The following is a 17,360-nucleotide window of genomic DNA, read 5'->3' as shown; positions in this document are numbered from 1 at the left end:
TCCATGCGCCTCATCCTCCGCTACGCTCCGGACCGCGCCTGCGGCGCGTCCAAATTTGTTCCCGACAAATTTGTCGAATCCTGTCGCCCCGACCAGTCAAGCTCACTCAAAAGCCCCTTTACCGGGACTTTTTTGTTGCCTTCATGCCGGAGCCAATCGCTCCCAGGCACGCTCCCGGCGTTTGTCGCGCTGCGCCGCCGCGACATCGAACAAGGCGCGGTCCCGCCGCCAGCGCACGGCAGCCTCATCCTCCCCTGTCGCCAGCCAGTACCGGTCCGCTTCGGCGACCCGTTGCGTCACGCCTGCAAGCGCCCCGGCCAGCGCGATATGCGTGGCGCTGGACAAGGGCGGCAGCCGGGCGATGGCTTCCAGCGACAGCAGTTGCGCGACGGCGCTTTCGATCCAGGCGCGAGGCCAGGCCAAGCGGCGGGCCTCGCGCACGAGATACGCCAGCACCGCGGCCTGCACATGCAGGTCCTCCACCGTGCGGAAGGGCTTCACGTAGCGCAGGTATCCGTCGCCGGGCAGCACCGCGGATTCCGCGACCTCCACATTCCCGAAGCGCAGGCTGGCATGCGGCACTTCCGGGACGAAGGGCGTCGGCGGCATGGGATCGACCTGCACACCGGGCTGCCCCGCGTGAACGCGCAGCACCCGCAAGGCCGGCACTTCGGACGGCACCGAGGCATCGCGCGCCACCACCAGGAACAGCTGCCCCTCCGGCCCCAATGTGGTCCAGCGCTTGCTGCCATTGAGCCGGCCGCCGCGCAGTTCGCTGCGGATCGCGCGGGGCGCGTTGCCTTCCTTCTCGGTGACGCAGAGCGCAGCGACGGTGTCGGCCGGCAGATCCGGCACCAGGGCGCGCAGCGCCGCCTGGTAGGCAGAGGCGAAGGCCCAGCCGACGCGGTCGGCGAAATGACCGCCGAGGATCGCCTGGGCCAGGGTGTCCGGCGTTTCCCGCGAACGGGCGAGATGGCGCGGCCACCAGTCGGCGGTACTCGCGCAATGCGGAACCTCGCAGGAGCCTGCGAGCAGCGTTTCGATCCAGTGCGTCATGCCGGCACTATAGCCGGCTGCCGTCAGCGCTTTTCGGGGTACTTGATCAGGGGGCCCAGGTTGTCTCGCACCTGGCGCGCGTCGAAGGCGTCGGCCGCTGTGTCCGGACGCTTGCCCTTGTACATGGTGACGTAGGCCTGGGCCTGGTATTCGGTCACCGGGTAGGCGGTGCTGACGCCGGTCCCCAAGCCGTAGTAGCGCGAGTACCAGCCGTAGCCGCCGAAGGCACTGACGGTCTGCTGGTAGCGCGTCTGCGCCTCGGTGTCGGTGCCGCTCATGACGAAGTAGTCGTAGCCCTGCTGCAGCGTCAGTTCCGCGGCACGGAACAGCAGGTAGTTCTCCACCGTCTCGCGCGGCGTCGTCGAGTTGCCGGCGAAGTTCACACGGTAGCGGTTGCTTTCGATGCGCTGGTCGCCGTAACCCTGGCCGTTCTGCATCGGCTGGTAGGGCGTCACGGTGGCGCAGCCTGCGGCCAGCAATGCCGCCGTCAGGGCAGCGAAGATCGGGGTGCGTCGATGTGCAGCCATGGCGGCCTCCGGATATGGCGTTGAGACAGATTACGCCATGCCCGGTTCCCTGGATGCCTTATCTACAAACATCAGCCCGATGAAGGGCTTGCGGAGGACTGCTGGCTTCACTCATCCTCCCTGTCATGGATTCCACTACCGTGCAGCCCCCCGATGACATCCGCCGGCTCGGCCAGTTCCTGGGCCTGGGGCAGCACTGGGGCTACGTGGATGTGAACTCGCAGGAAGCGGTGGAGATGGCCCTGGCGCGCTGGGCGCTGCTGCGCCAGCTGCGCGAGCTGCAGCCGCCGCCCGGGAAGGCGGGCGTCCCTTGAGCGCCCCCGGGGTCTACCTGGGAATCGCCGGACTGCCGCCGATGCTGGCGCAGATGTCGACCGGCCGCGTGTATGCCGCCGACGTGGCGCGCGAGCGCTGGGCGCTCTCCCTCGCGGCGGGCACGCTGGCCCGCTGCTTCGTGCAGAAGCGCGTGGCTGCCGTCGTTGCCGGCGACAGCCTGCCGGCGCTGCTGGACGCCCTGCAACAGCGCGACGTGGATCCCCAGCGCGCCCAGGCGCGCGGCCTGCTCTCCTTCTTCCGTGCCTTGCCCGGCTGGGCCGAGCGCCTGCAGCGGACCGGCGGCGCCCAGTTCCTCGATGAACTGGACCACTACGCCCTGGACGGCTGCAGCCTGCTGGTGATCGACGCGGCGGACGGCCTGTTCTCCTGGGGAGACCGCTCTGCCCTGAACCGCCAGGGCCTGCGGCTGCGCAGCTGGTGCGAATCGGCAGCTTGTACGGTGCTGCTGCTGTTCCGCGACGGCGTGGAGCCGGGGCGCGCCCAGCAGTTGCACCGCGCCAGCGGCGCACTGTCCGGCATGGCCAGCCTCGGCAACCGCGGCGGCACCCTGGCCTGGTCGATCAGTCACTGGCAGCTGGGCAAGCACCGAGGCGGCAGCTCGCGCCAGGCCCTGCGCAGCACCGAGTCCGGGGAGCTGGTCGCAGCCGGCTCGGACCAGTTCACGCAGCGGCAGGTGAAGGCCTGGCTGGACCAGGCCAGGGACCAGGAGCAGGTCTGGATCACCCGCGCCGCGGCGGAGCCGGGGCTGCCGGCGGCCTGGGGCCTGGTGTCCGACAACGCCGCCCTGCTGGCCGCGGCCGACAAGGCCATGGCCGCCACCTGCATCCTCGACTCTGGACGGCCGCAGGAATTCCGCCAGCTGACCCATACCGTGCACCAGCTGCGCAAGCGCCGCGGCCGGGCGCTGAAGATCGTGGTGCGCCAGCGGCATGCGCCGCTGCGCCACGGCCAGGAAAGCATCCTGCTCACCGCCGGCGCGAACCTCATCCTCGCCCCCGGCCTGGCTGCCGCCGACCTGCCGCAGGCCGTGGCGGGATTGCTGGGGCAGGTGCTGAGCCGCGACGTGCCGGACCAGCTCGAACAGGTGCTGGCCTCGGCCGCTCCGCCGGCGCGCAGCGGCTACCTGCCGCCCGCCGCCTTCTGCGCCGAAGCCCTGGGCGCCGCCGACCAGGCCCACACGGCCGGCATCGAATGCACCCTGGTGCGCCTGTTCCTGCTGCCGGAAGTCACCCCCCTGGAGGCCCTGCGCGCCTGCAAGCCGCTGAGGGCCGGCGACGTCTTCACCGCCGATGACCGCAGCGTCTACCTCTTCCTGTTCGCCTGCTGGGAGCAGGACGCCGACAAGGCGGTGGAACGGGTATTCCGGATGATGCTGGGCGAACTCTTCGAAGGACAGTTGCGCCTGCCGGGCCGCAGTGCCATCCAGGCCGAGGCCGGCGACCTGCAGTACCGGGCACAGGCCCAGGCACTGACTGACCACGGCCCGGAGCTGGCCAAAGAAGCCGCCTCCGGGACGATGGAGGCAAGCACGGCCCAGGCCGCCCCGGTTCAAGCCAACACCATCGGCGTGCCGCGCACCAGCCGGCCCTCGCCCCTGAACCTGCGCAGCGGGGTGCCGTCATGACGAACAGCTTCGCCGGATGGCTGCTGCTGGTGCTGTTCAGCGCCACCCTGAGCCTGGGCGCGCTGTCGCTGCTGCTGGCGCGCGGATGGAACCGCCGCCTGCGGCGACTGCGCAGGCGCCTGCTCGGCAGCGCCTGGAGGCCGGTCTTCATCGAACCTCATCGCCTGCCCGATCCCCCGCGACCGGCAGGTCACGGCAAGTAGCCAACAGGAGAACGCGCCGTTATCGCCATCAGCATCATCTCCGCGGCCGGCGGCAGTGGCCGCAGCACGCTGGTCGCCGGCCTGGCCGATGTCCTGCGCCGCCACGGCCGGCCGGTGCTGGCGGTCGACTTCGACCCGCAGAACTCGCTGGCGCTGAAGCTGGGCATCGTGCCGGCGCCGGCCGAGGGATTGGCCAGCCGCGGCCTGCTGGGCGGCGACTGGCAGGCCACCGCGCGCACCAACTCCGACCGCATCCAGTTCCTGCCCTTCGGGCGCCTGGACCGGGACGGCCTGCGGCGCTTCGAGGCCCTGCTGGCGGAACAGCCGCGCTGGCTGGCGCAGCGCCTCGGGGCGCTGGACCTGCCGGCGGACACGGCGGTGCTGATCGACACGCCGCGCCTGCCCTCGGTCTACGCCGACCAGGCCATCACCGCGGCAGGCCTGCAGCTGGCGATCCTGCGCGCCGATGCCGCCTCCTATGCGGCACTGCGCATGTTCGGCGCTCCCGGCAGCACACCGCTGCTCTACGTGCTCAACAAGGTGGAAGCCACTCACCGCCTGCAGAACGACGTGCGCGCCCTGCTGCGCCAGGACCTGGGCGAACGCCTGGCACCCTACCCGGTGCATCGCGACGAGTCGGTCCCGGAAGCGGAGGCCGCCAACCGCTCGCTGATCGACTACGCCGTGCACAGCCAGGCTGCCTACGACCTGCAGGGTCTCGGCAGCTGGCTGCATGCCGCATTGGCGAGGCTCGACTGATGCTGCGCCCGCTGCTGCTGCGACCGGCGCGCGCGCTCGGGGTGGAGAATCCCGGCGATCCCGGCCTGTGGCTCAAGCGCCTGTTCGTGCTGCCGCCCGCGGAGTCGCGGCCCTGGCCACGCTGGCTGCTGCGGATCCTGCAGCCCCTGATCGCCCTGATGGCGCGCGAACTGCAGGTGCGCGACCCGCGCAGGCTGGGCGACTGGCTGTATGCGCTGGTCCTGGTCGCCCCGCTGGCGCCGGACGCGCAGCGCCGGCCCTCGATCCTGATGGAGGTGGGGCGAAGCCTGCTCGGCCTGCCGCTGCGGCTCCTGCGCCTGCTGATGGCACCGCTGCGTCCCCTGCAGCGGCGATTCGAGCGCATCGACTTCTCCGCAGCCGGGCGGCGGGTGGACGCGGCCGCCAATGCCTTTGCCCTGGGCAGCCCTTTGATGACGCGGCTGGCGGTGATCGCCGCCGGCGTGCTGCTGCTGGTCACCGCGACCACGCCGCTGGGGCTGCACCAGCAGTTCATGATGTTCGGCATCATGTGGGCGGCGACGCTGCTGATCCGCCGCCTGCCTGGCAATGGCCCGACCCTGCTGATGCTGGCGTTCTCGCTGATCGCCTCCTCGCGCTACATCTGGTGGCGCCTGACGCAGACGCTGGACCTCGACCCCGGTGCCGACATGATCCTGGGCCTGGGCCTGATCGCGGCCGAGACCTACACCTGGCTGATCCTGGTGCTGGGCTACGTACAGAACGCCTGGCCGCTGAAGCGCCCGACCGTGCCCCTGCCCGCCGACACCTCGCTGTGGCCGACCGTGGATGTCTACATCCCGAGCTACAACGAACCGCTGAAGGTGGTGAAGCCGACGGTGCTGGCGGCCATGAGCATGGACTGGCCGCGCGACAAGCTGCGCATCCACCTGCTGGACGATGGCCGCCGCGACGAGTTCCGCCGCTTCGCCGCGCAGGCCGGCATCCACTACATCGTCCGGCCCGACAACGCGCATGCCAAGGCCGGCAACCTGAACCACGCCATGAAGGTCACCAACGGCGACTTCATCGCGATCTTCGACTGCGACCACATCCCGGTGCGGTCCTTCCTGCAGACGACGATGGGCTGGTTCCTGAAGGACCCGAAGTGCGCGATGCTGCAGACACCGCACCATTTCTTCTCGCCCGATCCCTTCGAGCGCAACCTCGGCACCTTCCGCCGCGTGCCCAACGAAGGAAGCCTGTTCTACGGCCTGGTGCAGGACGGCAACGACCTGTGGAATGCCGCCTTCTTCTGCGGTTCCTGCGCGATCCTGCGGCGCGGGCCGCTGATGGAAGTGGGCGGCATCGCGGTGGAAACGGTCACCGAGGATGCGCACACCGCCCTCAAGCTGCACCGGCGCGGCTACAACACCGCCTACATCAAGCTGACGCAGGCGGCGGGCCTGGCGACAGAGAGCCTGTCCAGCCACATCGGCCAGCGCATCCGCTGGGCGCGCGGCATGGCGCAGATCTTCCGCACCGACAACCCGCTGCTCGGCCGCGGGCTGAAGCTGTTCCAGCGCCTGTGCTACGCCAATGCGATGCTGCACTTCTTCTACGGCCTGCCGCGCCTGGTGTTCCTGACCGCGCCGCTGGGCTACCTGTACTTCGAACTGCACGTGATCAACGCCGCCGCCACCACGCTGGCGGCCTACGTGCTGCCGCACCTGGTGCAGTCGAGCCTCGCCAATTCGCGCATCCAGGGACAGTACCGGCACTCCTTCTGGGCCGAAGCCTACGAGTCGGTGCTGGCCTGGTACATCGCGCTGCCGACCACTATCGCCATGCTCAATCCCAAGGCCGGCAGCTTCAACGTCACCGCCAAGGGCGGCCTGATCGAGCGCGACTATTTCGACTGGAGCATCTCCCTGCCCTACGTGGCGCTGGTGGCCCTCAACCTCGGCGGCGTGGCGCTGGCGATCCCGCGGCTGCTGGTCTGGAACGCCCATGAGCCCGCCACGGTGCTGATGAACCTGGCCTGGGCGGTCTACAACCTGGTGATGCTGGGCGCAGCGCTGGGCGTGGCCGCGGAATCGCGCCAGGTCCGCGTGGCGCACCGCGTGCCGATGCGCGTGCCGGCCACCCTGTACCTGCCGGACGGACGCGTGGCCCGGACCGAGACCGAGGACTACTCGACCCAGGGCCTGGGCGTGGTGGTCGGCGCCGACCTGGGCCTGAGCCCCGGCGTCCACGTCCGGGTGGGCCTGAGCCGCGGCGACCAGGAGTGCAGCTTCCCGGCCCGGGTGGTGGTGGCGCGCGGCGGCCGGCTGGGCCTGCACTTCGACACCATGAGCCTGGAAGACGAGCGCAACCTGATCCAGTGCACCTTCGGCCGCGCCGATGCCTGGCTCGACTGGACCGAGGAGCAGCAGTCCGACCGGCCGCTGGTCAGCCTGGGCGAGGTGCTGAGCTTCGGCGCCAAGGGCTACCTGCGGCTTGCGCAGGACCTGTACACCCGCTTCGAATCACGCTGGCTGCGCCGCGGTCGGCGCGAAGCCGGCATCGCCAATTGAGAAGACCATGGGCTTCTGGAGCTATTACTTCTTCCTGAAACTGGCGCTGTTCTGGGGCCGCTTCATCGACTTCCACGTCATCCCCAACCTCGCCTTCGCGATCTTCACCGTGCTGCCGGTGAAGCAGAAGCGCTGGCGTATCGCCAAGCAGGCCGTGGCGATCCCCACCGGCATCGCGCTGCTGTACCACGATTCCTTCCTGCCGCCGCTGCAGCGCGCGCTGGCGCAGAAGGACCAGCTGGTCGACTTCAACCTGCCGTACGTGATCGAGCTGGCGGGCCGCTTCATCAACCCGCAGCTGCTGCTGGCGCTGGCGCTGATGCTGCTGGCCTGGCTGCTGCTGCGCCGCAAGCTGCGGATGGCCAGCTTCGCCTTCCTGGGCATCTTCGTGGTGGCGGCCACGCCGGTGGTGCAGGCCGTGGCGACGCGCCTGGTGCCGGCCCCGGCCGCCGTGGTGACGGCCGCGGAGGCGGCCGGTTCCGGCGCCATGGCCGAGGCCGACATCGGCAGCCTCAAGCCCGCGGAACTGGACCAGCGCCTCAAGGATTTCTACCAGGCGGAATCGCAGCGGCGCGTGGCCTTTCCCTCTCCCGGAGCCGAAGACCCGGCCTTCGACCTGATCTTCATCCACATCTGCTCGCTGGCCTGGGACGACCTGGACTACGTGGAGCGCCGCGAGCATGCCCTGCTGAAGCGCTTCGACGTGCTGTTCACGCGCTTCAGCTCCGCCGCCAGCTACAGCGGCCCGGCGGCGATCCGCTTGCTGCGCGCCGGCTGCGGCCAGCCGCATCACGAAGACCTGTACAAGCCGGCCGAGCCGGAGTGCTACCTCTACAACGAACTGGTGCGCGCCGGCTTCCAGCCCGAATGGGCCATGAACCACCTGGGCATCTTCGGCAACATGAGGGAAGACATCAAGGTGCGCGCCGGCTGGAACACCACGCCGATGCCGCTGGACGGCGTCCCCATCTCGATGAAGTCCTTCGACGGCGTGGAGAACGGCTACCACCGCGACTACGACGTGCTGGCGACGTGGTGGCAGCGGCGCCTGACGGAGCCGGCGGCCAAGGTGGCGCTGTACTACAACACCGGCACCATGCACGACGGCAACCGCTTCCTCGACGGCAGCAAGCCGAACACCCGTGACAGCTACCGCATCCGCACGGACATGCTGTTCGGCGACATCGGCCGCTTCATCGACCTGGTACAGGCCTCGGGCCGCCGCGCGGTGATCGTGATGGTGCCGGAGCATGGCGGAGCCGTGCGTGGCGACCGCATGCAGATCTCCGGCCTGCGCGAGATTCCCACCCCGGCGATCACGCAGGTGCCGGTGGGCATCAAGCTGATCAACGGCGGCGCCACCCTGGCCGGCTCGCCGCAGATCGTGGATACGCCGACCAGCTTCCTGGCGATGAGCGAGTTCCTGGCCCGCGTCATGGCCCACGATCCCTACGCGGCAGGCGCGCAGTCGCTGGCCGAACTGGCCCAGGGGCTGCCGCAGACCGCGGCCATCGCGGAGAACGAGGGGACGGTGATCATGAGCCAGGGCAGCCGCGCGATGATGCGCACGCCCGATGGCGAATGGAGCCGGTACGAGGCGCGCTGATGCCCTGACGGTAGTCCCGCCCGCTTCCGCGGGGCGCCGGGCGGCGCTCGCGCTCAGAACTCCGAGTAGGGCTTCGGCGGCCTCGGCGGCCAGTAGGGCTCGGTCTTCCTGCCGCCGAACAGGTGCCGGAAGTACAGGTTGAAGAAGTTGGGCTCGTAGTAGTCGGAGCGGTCGACGCCGGCGCGGCCGCCCAGCACCAGCCCATCGAACAGGCGGTATTCCACGACGCCGCGCAGCGAATAGCCGGAGCCGGAACCCGAACCGCCGCGATAGACCGGCGCGCTGTAGCCGCTGGGCAGGGGCGAGCCTGCGGCCTGGGCCTGCAGCGCCGGGTCGGTGGGATAGAACGGCGCCGGATCCTGGTCGCTGGCCGAGTAGGACATCGAAGCCCGAAGCTCGAAGGTCCAGCGGTCGCGCCGCCCCTGCCATTCCAGCGGCAGGGACAGGGTCAGGTAGGACTGCGGGCTGTAGTAGCCGCCGTGGCCGAAGGTGTAGAAGCGCTGGTTCTCCGAATACGCCGAGTAGTTCGCCGCAGCGCCGAGGTAGACACGGTCCCGCTCGCCGTCCAGCAGCTTCCAGTCCCCGGAGATCCGGCCGCCGTAGTAGTCGTTGTCCAGCACGTTGCGGCCTTCCAGGCGTGCCGCTTCCAGCGAGCCGCCGAAGCTGTAGCGCGGGCCGTAGTAGGCCAGCCGCGCCGCGACGGCATTCTTGCGCACGCCGCCCCAGGTCCGGCCGCTGACGGGGTCGCGCGCACCGGCGTAGGACAGCAGGCTGCTGGTGACCGGGCGGCGCGAAATGCCGATGCCGGCGTCGAGCCCTCCGATCTCCGGCGTCCACTCGGCCTCGCCCACCACGTCCTCCACCTCGAAGCCCAGCGGCGTGCTGCCGATGTCGGCATGCCAGCGCGGCGTCTCGTAGCCCACGGCCAGCGCCACGCCCTCCTGCGAAGTGCCGCGGCCATTGCCGAGCAGCGCCAGCGAGGCCGGGCCCGCGGCCTGGAACTGGCCGAACAGCGCCGCCGTGTCGTAGTCCGGCTTCAGGCGGCCGGTATCGACGAACACGCCGTCGGCATGGGCGATGAAGTGGCCGTCGTAGCGGTAGGGGAGGCGCAGTTCCAGCGGCGCCTCGATGGCAGCATAGCTGGAGACGCCGTCGTCACCCGGCTTGTCCTGGAAGTCGACGCTGCCGGTGATCCAGCCCTGCCGCCGGGCATCGATGCCCGCCAGCCCGCGGGCGGCAGCCTCGGCCATGCCCTGCTCCGGCGACAGCCCGGCGCCGCGGTAGAGTTCCGCGGCCTCGGCATAGCGCCCCTGGGCCTCGCGCAGGCGCGCCAGCTGCAGTTGCACGTCGCCCTTGTCCGGGAACTGCGCCTGCAGCGCCTGCAGCTCGCGCCCGGCCTGCTCGTACTGGCCCAGCGCGACACGGCGGCGCACCACGCCCAGCCTTGGCGACAAGGCGTCGGCGGGCGCGGCGGCCAGTACCTTCTCCAGCTCGGCCTCGGCGCCGGTGCGGTCGCCGGTCTCGGCCAGCGCGCGAGCGTAGGACAGGCGCAGTTCGAGATCGTCCGGCTGCCGCTGCAGCAGGGCAGCATAGCGCTCGCGCGCCTGTGCCCAGTCGCCGCGAGCGGCGTCGAGATCGGCCTGCGTCTCCAGCAGGCGCGGGTTCTGCGGATCGGCGGCCAGCAGCTCGGTGATGCGGCGCTGTGCGGCGGCATGGCGGCCGGAGGCCTGCAGCTCGCGTACTTCGCGCAGGTCCAGCCGCTGTTCCAGCGCGGCCAGTTCGCGTTGCTGCCCGGCCTCCAGCGGGCCGGTCTGGCGCAGGCGCTGCACGACCTTGCGCAGCTCGGCATCCTCGCGCGCCTGGTCCAGCACGTCGGCCCAGCCCAGCAGCGTGGGAGCGGAAGGTTTCTGGTCGGGCGCGGCGCGCAGCCGCAGCGGCGCCAGGGCACGCTCGCGGTCGCCCAGCGCCAGCCAGCCGGAGGCGATCTCGCCGAGCAGCCCCGGATCGTCGCCTGCCAGCGGTTCCACCGCGGCCAGCTCGCGGCCCGCCGCCTCGCGATCCCCCCGGGCCAGCGCCGCCTGCGCGCTGCTGCGCGCCTGGCCGATGCGCAGGCGCGATTCCAGCCGCTGCATGCCGGCGCTGCGCTGCGCCGGGGGCACGCCCTGCAGCGCCGCCAGCGCGTCCGCGCGGGCATCGATGCTGGACAGGTACAGGGCCTGCGCGTAGCGCATGTCGGCCTCCTGCGGCTGGCGCTGCAAGCCCTCGGCCATCAGCTCCCGGCCCTGCCGCGGCAGGCCCAACTGGGCATAGAGGCGCGCAAGGCTGTAGCGCAGCCAGGGGTCGTCCGGCCGCAGGGCCTGCGCGGTTTCCAGGTCACGCAGCGCCTCGCCGCGCCGGCCGGCCTGCAGCGCGGTCTCCGCGCGCCGCGACAAGACGTCGGCGCGCAGGCGCTGGCGCAGGGCCTCGCGGCCGCGTACGCGGTCGGCATCGAGCAGGGCCAGGGCCTGGTCGGGGCGGCCGTTGGCGGCCAGCCAGCGCGTGCGGCTGCGCAGCAGGTCTTCGTCGGCCGGCGCGATGCGTGCCAGGTCCTGCAGCAACTCGCCGGCGGCGGGGCTGGCGCCCTCAGCCGCCATGGCGTCGGCCTGGACCACGGCCGATCCGATGTCGTTGCGGTGCAGCGCCAGCGCGGCACGCTGGCTGCGCTCGGCCTGCTTCAGTTCACCGCGCTGGCGCGCGGCGCGCGACTCCGCGCTCCAGCGCTCGAACAGCACGGCACGCTCGATGCGCGCCGGCCGCGGCGGCGTGTCGCGCAGCAGCTCCCAGGCTTCGGAAGCGCGATTTTCCGAAAGCTTGAGCACGGCCAGCGCCTGCTTCGCCGCCGGCGGCGGCTGCGGCTGGGCCGCGGCCTGCTCGAGGCGCTGGCGCAGCAACTCGCGCTGCTGCGCCTGGAAGCCCGGCTCGATGCTGGCCAGCACCCGCTCTTCCCTCAGGCGCCGCGTCTCCGCCGCGCGCTGTCGCGCCGCGAGCTCGCCCTTGAGCGCTTCATCCTCGGGCTGGAACCTCAGCAGCGCCTCCAGCGCCGGCTGCGGCGCGCGCGCCAGGCCCACGGCATCGACTCCGCTCTTCAGGGCATTGCCGATGTCCTGGCCGCGCAGGTCCTCGCGCTGCGACAGCTCCGCCAGGCGGCGCAGGCCCTCGTTGCGCGTGGCGTCGCGGCCGGCCAGAAGCTGCGCCAGCGCCATCTCGTAGCGCGGCTCGTCCGGGTGTGCGGCAATCAGGCGCTCGTAACCCTTGCGCGCCGGCTCCCAGCCGCCCGGGGTCCGCGCCAGGAAGCGGTTGTATTCCAGGCCCAGGTCGCCATCCGGCGCCCCCTGCGGGAACAGCGCCTGCAGGGACCGCAGGGCCTCCTCGCCGCGGCCGGTTTCGATCAGGCGCTTGAGCGAGGCCATGCGCAGGCGATCGCGCGTGCCGAAACGATAGGCCTGGGCCAGCGTCGCCGCGGCCGGGGACTTGCCGTGCAGGCGCTGCAGGCGTTCCAGCGTCCTGGCGGCGCCGGCAGCGTCGCCGATGCGCAGCTGCAGCTCGCCCAGGCGGCGCAGGATGTCGGCATCGTCCGGCCGCGCCAGCGCCAGCTTTTCCAGGGCCAGCACGGCGAGGTCGCCGCGGTCGCGTGCTTCCCAGAGCCGCGCGCTGTAGAGCAGCTCGTCGTTCGGCGAGGGCAAGGGCAAGGCCGCGGCCGCCAGCGGCAGGCTGCCGGCGAACAGCAGCGCGGCGGCCAGCGCTATGCGGTGGCGGCGCATGCACGGCTCCAGTCGGGCACCAGGCGGCCGTCGCCATCGAAGCGGTAGCGCCGCTCCTGCCAGCCACGGCCGAACAGGGACAGGACCTCGCTGTAGTAGGCCGGCCCGCGGGCCTTGGCGGCCAGCGCGGCGGCGCGCGCCGACTGCAGCGCCGCGGCCTGCGGCATCTCCGAGGCTTCCAGCAAAGGCAGGAGCGCGGCGGAGAATCCATGGGGCCCGGCATCGGGCGCGATGCCGCTGGCGGTATCGATGCGTTCCGGCGGCTGGCCCTCGGCGGCGACGCGCTCGGCCATCGGCCGCAGGGCGCGCAGCAGCGGCGCACGCAGGGGCTCCTCCGGCGCCAGCATGCCGGCCCAGAGGTAGACGCGGATGGCGTTGTAGCTGCCCTCGCCCTTGGTTTCCGGGTCGGCGGCGAAGCCGCCCTGCCTGGTCCACAGTACCCATTCCGGCGCGTAGCCCTTCGGCGCGGTCTCCGTGATCAGGCGCCGCGAGGGCTCCAGCAGGCTTTCCCAGCCGGCCTCGGGGTTCTGCGCCTGCAGCCCGCGCAGCAACTGCAGCGGCACATAGCTCGGATTGAGCCGCCAGCCCTCGGGCTTCACGAAACCCACCGGCGCCGGCAGCAGGCTGCGGCCCAGCCCCGGGATATCGGCGGTCTCCTCGGCGAGGATGCGGTTGCCGAGCACCGCGCCCAGCACGCCGTAGTGGCGCTGGCGCCAGAGACGCCCGGCCTCGCCCAGGGTCCAAGCGATCCAGAGATCGGAGTCGGAAGCCGGATTGGCATCCAGCACGCCCCAGTTGCCGTCATCGCGGCGGCCCCAGAGCCAGGCCGGCAGCGCGGCGGTGAAGTCGCCGCGCGCCAGGTTGTTCTCGGTCCAGCGCAGCAGGCGCTCGAAGCGGGCGCGGTCATTGGCCACCAGCGCGAAGAACAATGCGTAGGACTGCCCCTCCGACGTGGTGATCTGCCGCTCGCTGCCGAGGTCGATCACGCGACCGTCCTCGCTGATGTACTCGCGGGCAAAGCGCTCCCAGGCCGGCCAGGCGCAGGCAGCCTGCACCGCCGGCGCGACCAGCGCGCCCGCGAGCAGCAGGCCCGCCCAGACCCTTGTCATGTCAGTCCTCGAGCCTTGCAGTGGCCGCGCGGCGCAGCGTGGCATAGAGCCACAGGGCCAGCAGCACGCCGGCGATCACGCCCAGCACCGTCAGCAGCAGCGGGTAGCGGGACAGGTGGAACCACAGCCGCATCCACCAGGACAGGTCGCCGACGTAGTACACCGGCTCGCCCTGGTAGCTGCGCACCTCGCCGCCCCGCACCACGGCCAGGTCGCCGCGGACATGGGGCACCTTGCCCTCATCCTCGAGCGTGTCCAGCACCGTGCCGGCGGCCGCGGGATCGGTGGCGGAGATCGCCACGACGCTGCGGCCCTTCTTCAGCGGCGACTCGAAACCGATCACCGCTCCCAGCGGCCCCTGCGTGACGAAACCCAACTCGCTCTCGCGGCGCGGCAGGTCGCCGCGGCGCAGCGGGTCGTCCTGGAACAGCCCGGCGAACTGCGGAGACAGGAACTGCCGCGAGCCCGGCTGCAGCAGCAGGCCCAGGTCGTGGCCCCAGCGCTCCAGCAGGTCATCCTTGGCGCCGCCGCCGATCAGCAGCAGGTCCACGTCGCCCAGCTTGGCGGCGTCCGCCGCGGCGGCCAGCCGGTAGCGCAGAGCCGGCACGCCGGTGGAGCGGCCCATGCGGCCCAGCAGGAAGAACAGCGCCTCGTAGTCCTTCGCCCCCGCTGCGGCGGGCAGCACCACGGCGGTCTCGGCCAGGTCGGCGAACTTGGTGAAGGGATAGCCGGCATTGGCGAACAGCGCCAGGTTCGGCATCGCCGTGTAATGCGGGAACGGCGTCAGGTCGATGCTGGACTCCGGATCGATCGCGGCACGGGTGATGTCGGTGAAAGTCCCGCTGCACAGGCCGCGCTTGTGGTACTCGATGGCGAACTGGAACTGCATCTGGTTGTTCGCGCCGATCTGGAAGGCCGGGATCAGGAAACCGCCCTTGTCCTGGATCGACTGGTCGGCCAGCAGCGGCACCAGCAGCTCGCTGGCGCTGCCCGAGGTCTGGTCGGGAGCCAGCTGGAAGGCCTTCACCAGTTGGTTGTTGATGGCCACGCTCAGCAGCGAGTTGTCGCGTTCGGCCGGCGCCGTGTAGCGATAGCGCAGGTCGATCGGCACGCCGGGACGGTTCCAGGTCAGCAGGTCCGGCGGGATGCGCAGATTGACGCGGATGGGTGCCGGCGCATGGCCGCTGACCTGCAGCTGGTCGAGGCTCTCGACCAGTTCGCCCAGCTTCACCGGCCGGTCGGTACGAAGCCAGCGCGGGGCGTCGTAGGCGGCGCGGCGCGGGCCGGGCTCCACCTTGGTCACGTTGGCCCAGGGACCGGACAGCACGGCCTGGCCCAGCACCAGGGCCTCCGCGGCCTGGCGCAGTTGGGCGTCGTCGGCACCGGCCACCAGCAGCAGCTTGATGTTGCGGTCGGCCGGGTGGTCGATCACGGCCAGGGTCGGCTGCTTGAACACCGTCGGGGCCAGGCCCTTGGGCTGCTGCCGGTTGGTGGCCAGCAACAGGGCATGGCGCTCCGGCAGCCGGTCCAGGGAAACCGGGAACCGGGCACTGCGGTAGTCCGCCAGCGCGCCGAACCAGGAGGCCAGCACGCCGGCGCTGCGGATCATGTCCAGGGACGCGCCGGCCGGCAGCACCACCGGCAGCTCCAGGCGGCGATTGTCACGGCGATCGAAGAACGGCGCCGGCAGCAGGGCCAGGTCCGGCTTCAGGTCCAGCGGCGCCGTGGTGAGTTCCAGTTCGCTGTGGTCGCTGATGCTGGCCCAGAGGCTGCTGTGCTGGGCGTCCTCGCATTCCAGGCTGTAGTGCCCGATCAGGTCGAAGCGCAGCTGGTTGTAGTCGGTGAAGTAGCGCGGATCCAGCACCACCTCGCGCACCACCTCCCTGCCGGCCTCCTCCTTGGGCAGCGGGATCGCCGCCAGGACCTGGCCGTTGAGTTGCACGCGGATATGCGAGAGCTCCGGCAGCATGGAGGGCGAGTAGGTCAGCCGCAGCCGCAGCTTGGCCGCGGTCACGACCTGGTCCAGGCGCACGCCCAGGGGCAGGCCCATGATCCCTTCCACGCCGCGCAGCTGCGCAGGACCGTAGAGGCCCAGGTCCTTGAAGCTCAGGACCTTGGTGACGCCCTGGGCCGGGGCAGCCGCGTCCGGCACCGCGGCGGCGGCGGGCGCAGGCTGGGCAGCGGCCGCTGCGGAGAACAGCAGCGCCAGCGGTACCAGGACCGGGATCCGCCAGAGGCGGTGAGGGCCAACCATGTTCATCGCTTTTTTCCTTGCGCCGGGGGATGGCCACCGGGAAACGCCGGGGTCCCTCCCGATTTCTTGAACGGGGCCAGTGTAGCGAATCAGGCTGGTGGTGCCTGCCCCCTTTTCAGTCGATATAACTTACCGAAAGCACTTCGAATTCCGCCTCTCCGCCAGGCAGGCGCACGCGCACGACCTCGCCCCCGGCCTTGCCCAGCAGCGCGCGGGCCATGGGGGAGTCGACGCTGATGCGGCCCTCGGCCGCGTCGGTCTCGTCGGCGCCGACGATGCGGTAGCGGCGCTCCTCGCCGTCCGGGTCTGCCACGTCCACCCAGGCCCCGAAGAACACGCGCGAGGGGTCGGCAGGGCGCCCGCCGGCCACCTTCACTTCATCCAGCCGCATGGTCAGGTACTTCAGCCTCGCGTCGATCTCGCGCAGCTCCTTCTTGCGGTACTGGTATTCGGCATTCTCGGAGCGGTCGCCCTCGGCGGCGGCGGCGGACAGGGCACGCACCACCTCCGGGCGGCGCTCGCGCCAGAGGTGCTCGAACTCCCCCTTGAGCCGGGCATGACCCTCGGCCGTGATGTAGGGAGAGGATTTCTCTGAAGGGGGACGCCAGCGGGACATGGATCGTCGGGCAAGAAAAAGGCCGGGGCTGCCATTGTAGCCCCGGCCCTGCCCCACGGCGCCTCAGACCGGCAGCGCGGGAGTATCGTCCGGCAGGAAGAAATCCGGCAGGAAGCGGGTGGTGCCCGGCACCGCGGCGTACTGCGAGAAATCGCGCACGCCGGCTTCGTACAGCACCAGGTCGTCGATGCAGAACTGGCCGGTGAACTCGCGCGAATTCCTCGTCAGGATCGCGTGGGCCGCATCCGCCATCACCTCGGGCGTGCGCGACTGCTTGAGGAAGGGATCGCCGCCGATCATCTTCACCGCCGCGGTGGCGATGGTGGTGCGCGGCCACAGCGAATTGGCGGCGATGCCCTCCTTCCTGAACTCCTCGGCCCAGCCCAGCGTGCACAGGCTCATGCCGTACTTGGCGATGGCATAGGCCAGGTTCGGGCCGAACCACTTGGGCTTCATGTCCAGCGGCGGAGACAGCGTCAGGATGTGCGGGTTGGCGGACTTCTTCAGGTACGGGATGCAGATGCGCCCGCTCATGTAGGTGCCGCGCGCGTTGATCCCGTTCATCAGGTCGTAGCGCTTCATGTCGGTCTGCAGCGTGCCGGTGAGCTGGATCGCGCTGGCATTGTTGACCAGGATGTCGATGCCGCCGAAGGTCTCCGCGGTCTTCTGCACGGCGTCGGCCAGCTGCTGCTCCTCGCGGATGTCGCAGAGGATCGGCAGCGCCTTGCCGCCGGCCTTCCCGATCTCCTCCGCCGCGGAATAGATCGTGCCGGGCAGCTTGGGATGCGGCTCGGCGGTCTTGGCCGCGATGGCCACGTTGGCGCCGTCGCGCGCCGCGCGAACGGCGATGGCCAGGCCGATGCCGCGCGAGCCGCCGGTGATGAACAGGGTCTTGCCCTTGAGACTCATGGGGATTCTCCAGTAACGATGATTTCC

13 protein-coding genes are annotated in these 17,360 nt (G+C 71.0%); 6 read left to right on the top strand and 7 right to left on the bottom strand.

Features of this window, described 5'->3' with window-relative positions; all coding sequences use genetic code 11:
- Nucleotides 1-141 precede the first annotated feature (141 nt).
- Entirely contained in the window at nt 142-1,056 is a 915-nt protein-coding gene (locus C3942_RS13175; RefSeq protein WP_104230800.1) for an acyl-CoA dehydrogenase middle domain-containing protein, read from the bottom strand.
- Nucleotides 1,057-1,079: 23 nt separating this feature from the next.
- The gene (locus tag C3942_RS13170) at nt 1,080-1,583 is read right to left on the bottom strand and encodes a CC0125/CC1285 family lipoprotein (protein ID WP_104230799.1); all 504 of its coding nucleotides are present in this window, start codon (nt 1,581-1,583) and stop codon (nt 1,080-1,082) included.
- Nucleotides 1,584-1,723: 140 nt separating this feature from the next.
- On the opposite strand from C3942_RS13170, the gene C3942_RS13165 reads away from it, so the two are divergent.
- From C3942_RS13165 to bcsG, 6 genes are read left to right on the top strand one after another with little or no spacing between them, the layout of a single operon-like run.
- Entirely contained in the window at nt 1,724-1,897 is a 174-nt protein-coding gene (locus C3942_RS13165) for a cellulose biosynthesis BcsR family protein (RefSeq protein ID WP_165797446.1), read from the top strand.
- Nucleotides 1,894-3,543: a cellulose biosynthesis protein BcsE gene (bcsE, locus tag C3942_RS13160; protein ID WP_133164302.1), complete on the top strand. Its 1,650-nt coding sequence runs from the start codon at nt 1,894-1,896 to the stop codon at nt 3,541-3,543. Before C3942_RS13165 ends, bcsE begins: the two co-directional genes overlap by 4 nt.
- Complete coding sequence (locus tag C3942_RS13155) at nt 3,540-3,746, top strand: hypothetical protein (RefSeq protein WP_104230796.1); 207 nt, start codon at nt 3,540-3,542, stop codon at nt 3,744-3,746. Before bcsE ends, C3942_RS13155 begins: the two co-directional genes overlap by 4 nt.
- 21 nt (nt 3,747-3,767) lie before the next feature.
- Nucleotides 3,768-4,505, top strand: coding sequence for a cellulose biosynthesis protein BcsQ (gene bcsQ / locus C3942_RS13150; RefSeq protein ID WP_104230795.1), 738 nt, complete (start codon nt 3,768-3,770; stop codon nt 4,503-4,505).
- Nucleotides 4,505-7,039 (top strand): UDP-forming cellulose synthase catalytic subunit, encoded by a 2,535-nt coding sequence (gene bcsA, locus C3942_RS13145; protein WP_104230794.1) that lies wholly within the window; start codon nt 4,505-4,507, stop codon nt 7,037-7,039. Before bcsQ ends, bcsA begins: the two co-directional genes overlap by 1 nt.
- A 7-nt stretch (nt 7,040-7,046) precedes the next feature.
- Nucleotides 7,047-8,645 carry a cellulose biosynthesis protein BcsG gene (bcsG, locus tag C3942_RS13140; protein WP_104230793.1) on the top strand — a complete coding sequence of 533 codons (1,599 nt, stop codon included), beginning with the start codon at nt 7,047-7,049 and terminating at the stop codon, nt 8,643-8,645.
- Nucleotides 8,646-8,698: 53 nt separating this feature from the next.
- Here the strand turns inward: bcsG and C3942_RS13135 are convergent, their stop codons facing one another.
- The 5 genes from C3942_RS13135 to C3942_RS13115 all read right to left on the bottom strand — a co-directional run bounded on the left by C3942_RS13135 (nt 8,699) and on the right by C3942_RS13115 (nt 17,333).
- Nucleotides 8,699-12,445: a cellulose biosynthesis protein BcsC gene (locus tag C3942_RS13135; protein ID WP_104230792.1), complete on the bottom strand. Its 3,747-nt coding sequence runs from the start codon at nt 12,443-12,445 to the stop codon at nt 8,699-8,701.
- A complete protein-coding gene (gene bcsZ, locus C3942_RS13130; protein ID WP_104230791.1) occupies nt 12,427-13,554 on the bottom strand; it encodes a cellulose synthase complex periplasmic endoglucanase BcsZ in 1,128 nt (375 codons plus the stop codon). The genes C3942_RS13135 and bcsZ overlap by 19 nt, the downstream gene beginning before the upstream one ends.
- A 1-nt stretch (nt 13,555) precedes the next feature.
- Nucleotides 13,556-15,814 (bottom strand): cellulose biosynthesis cyclic di-GMP-binding regulatory protein BcsB, encoded by a 2,259-nt coding sequence (gene bcsB / locus C3942_RS13125; RefSeq protein WP_104230790.1) that lies wholly within the window; start codon nt 15,812-15,814, stop codon nt 13,556-13,558.
- A 109-nt stretch (nt 15,815-15,923) separates the two neighbouring features.
- The gene (greB, locus tag C3942_RS13120) at nt 15,924-16,424 is read right to left on the bottom strand and encodes a transcription elongation factor GreB (RefSeq protein ID WP_104230789.1); all 501 of its coding nucleotides are present in this window, start codon (nt 16,422-16,424) and stop codon (nt 15,924-15,926) included.
- Nucleotides 16,425-16,487: 63 nt separating this feature from the next.
- Entirely contained in the window at nt 16,488-17,333 is an 846-nt protein-coding gene (locus C3942_RS13115; protein WP_104230788.1) for an SDR family oxidoreductase, read from the bottom strand.
- Nucleotides 17,334-17,360 lie beyond the last annotated feature (27 nt).

Source organism: Solimonas fluminis, from assembly GCF_002930645.1.
In the GTDB taxonomy this organism is placed as follows: Bacteria; Pseudomonadota; Gammaproteobacteria; order Nevskiales; family Nevskiaceae; genus Solimonas_A; species Solimonas_A fluminis.
The sequence above is the reverse complement of the archived record's forward strand: the minus strand, read 5'-3'. Positions and strand labels throughout refer to the sequence as shown.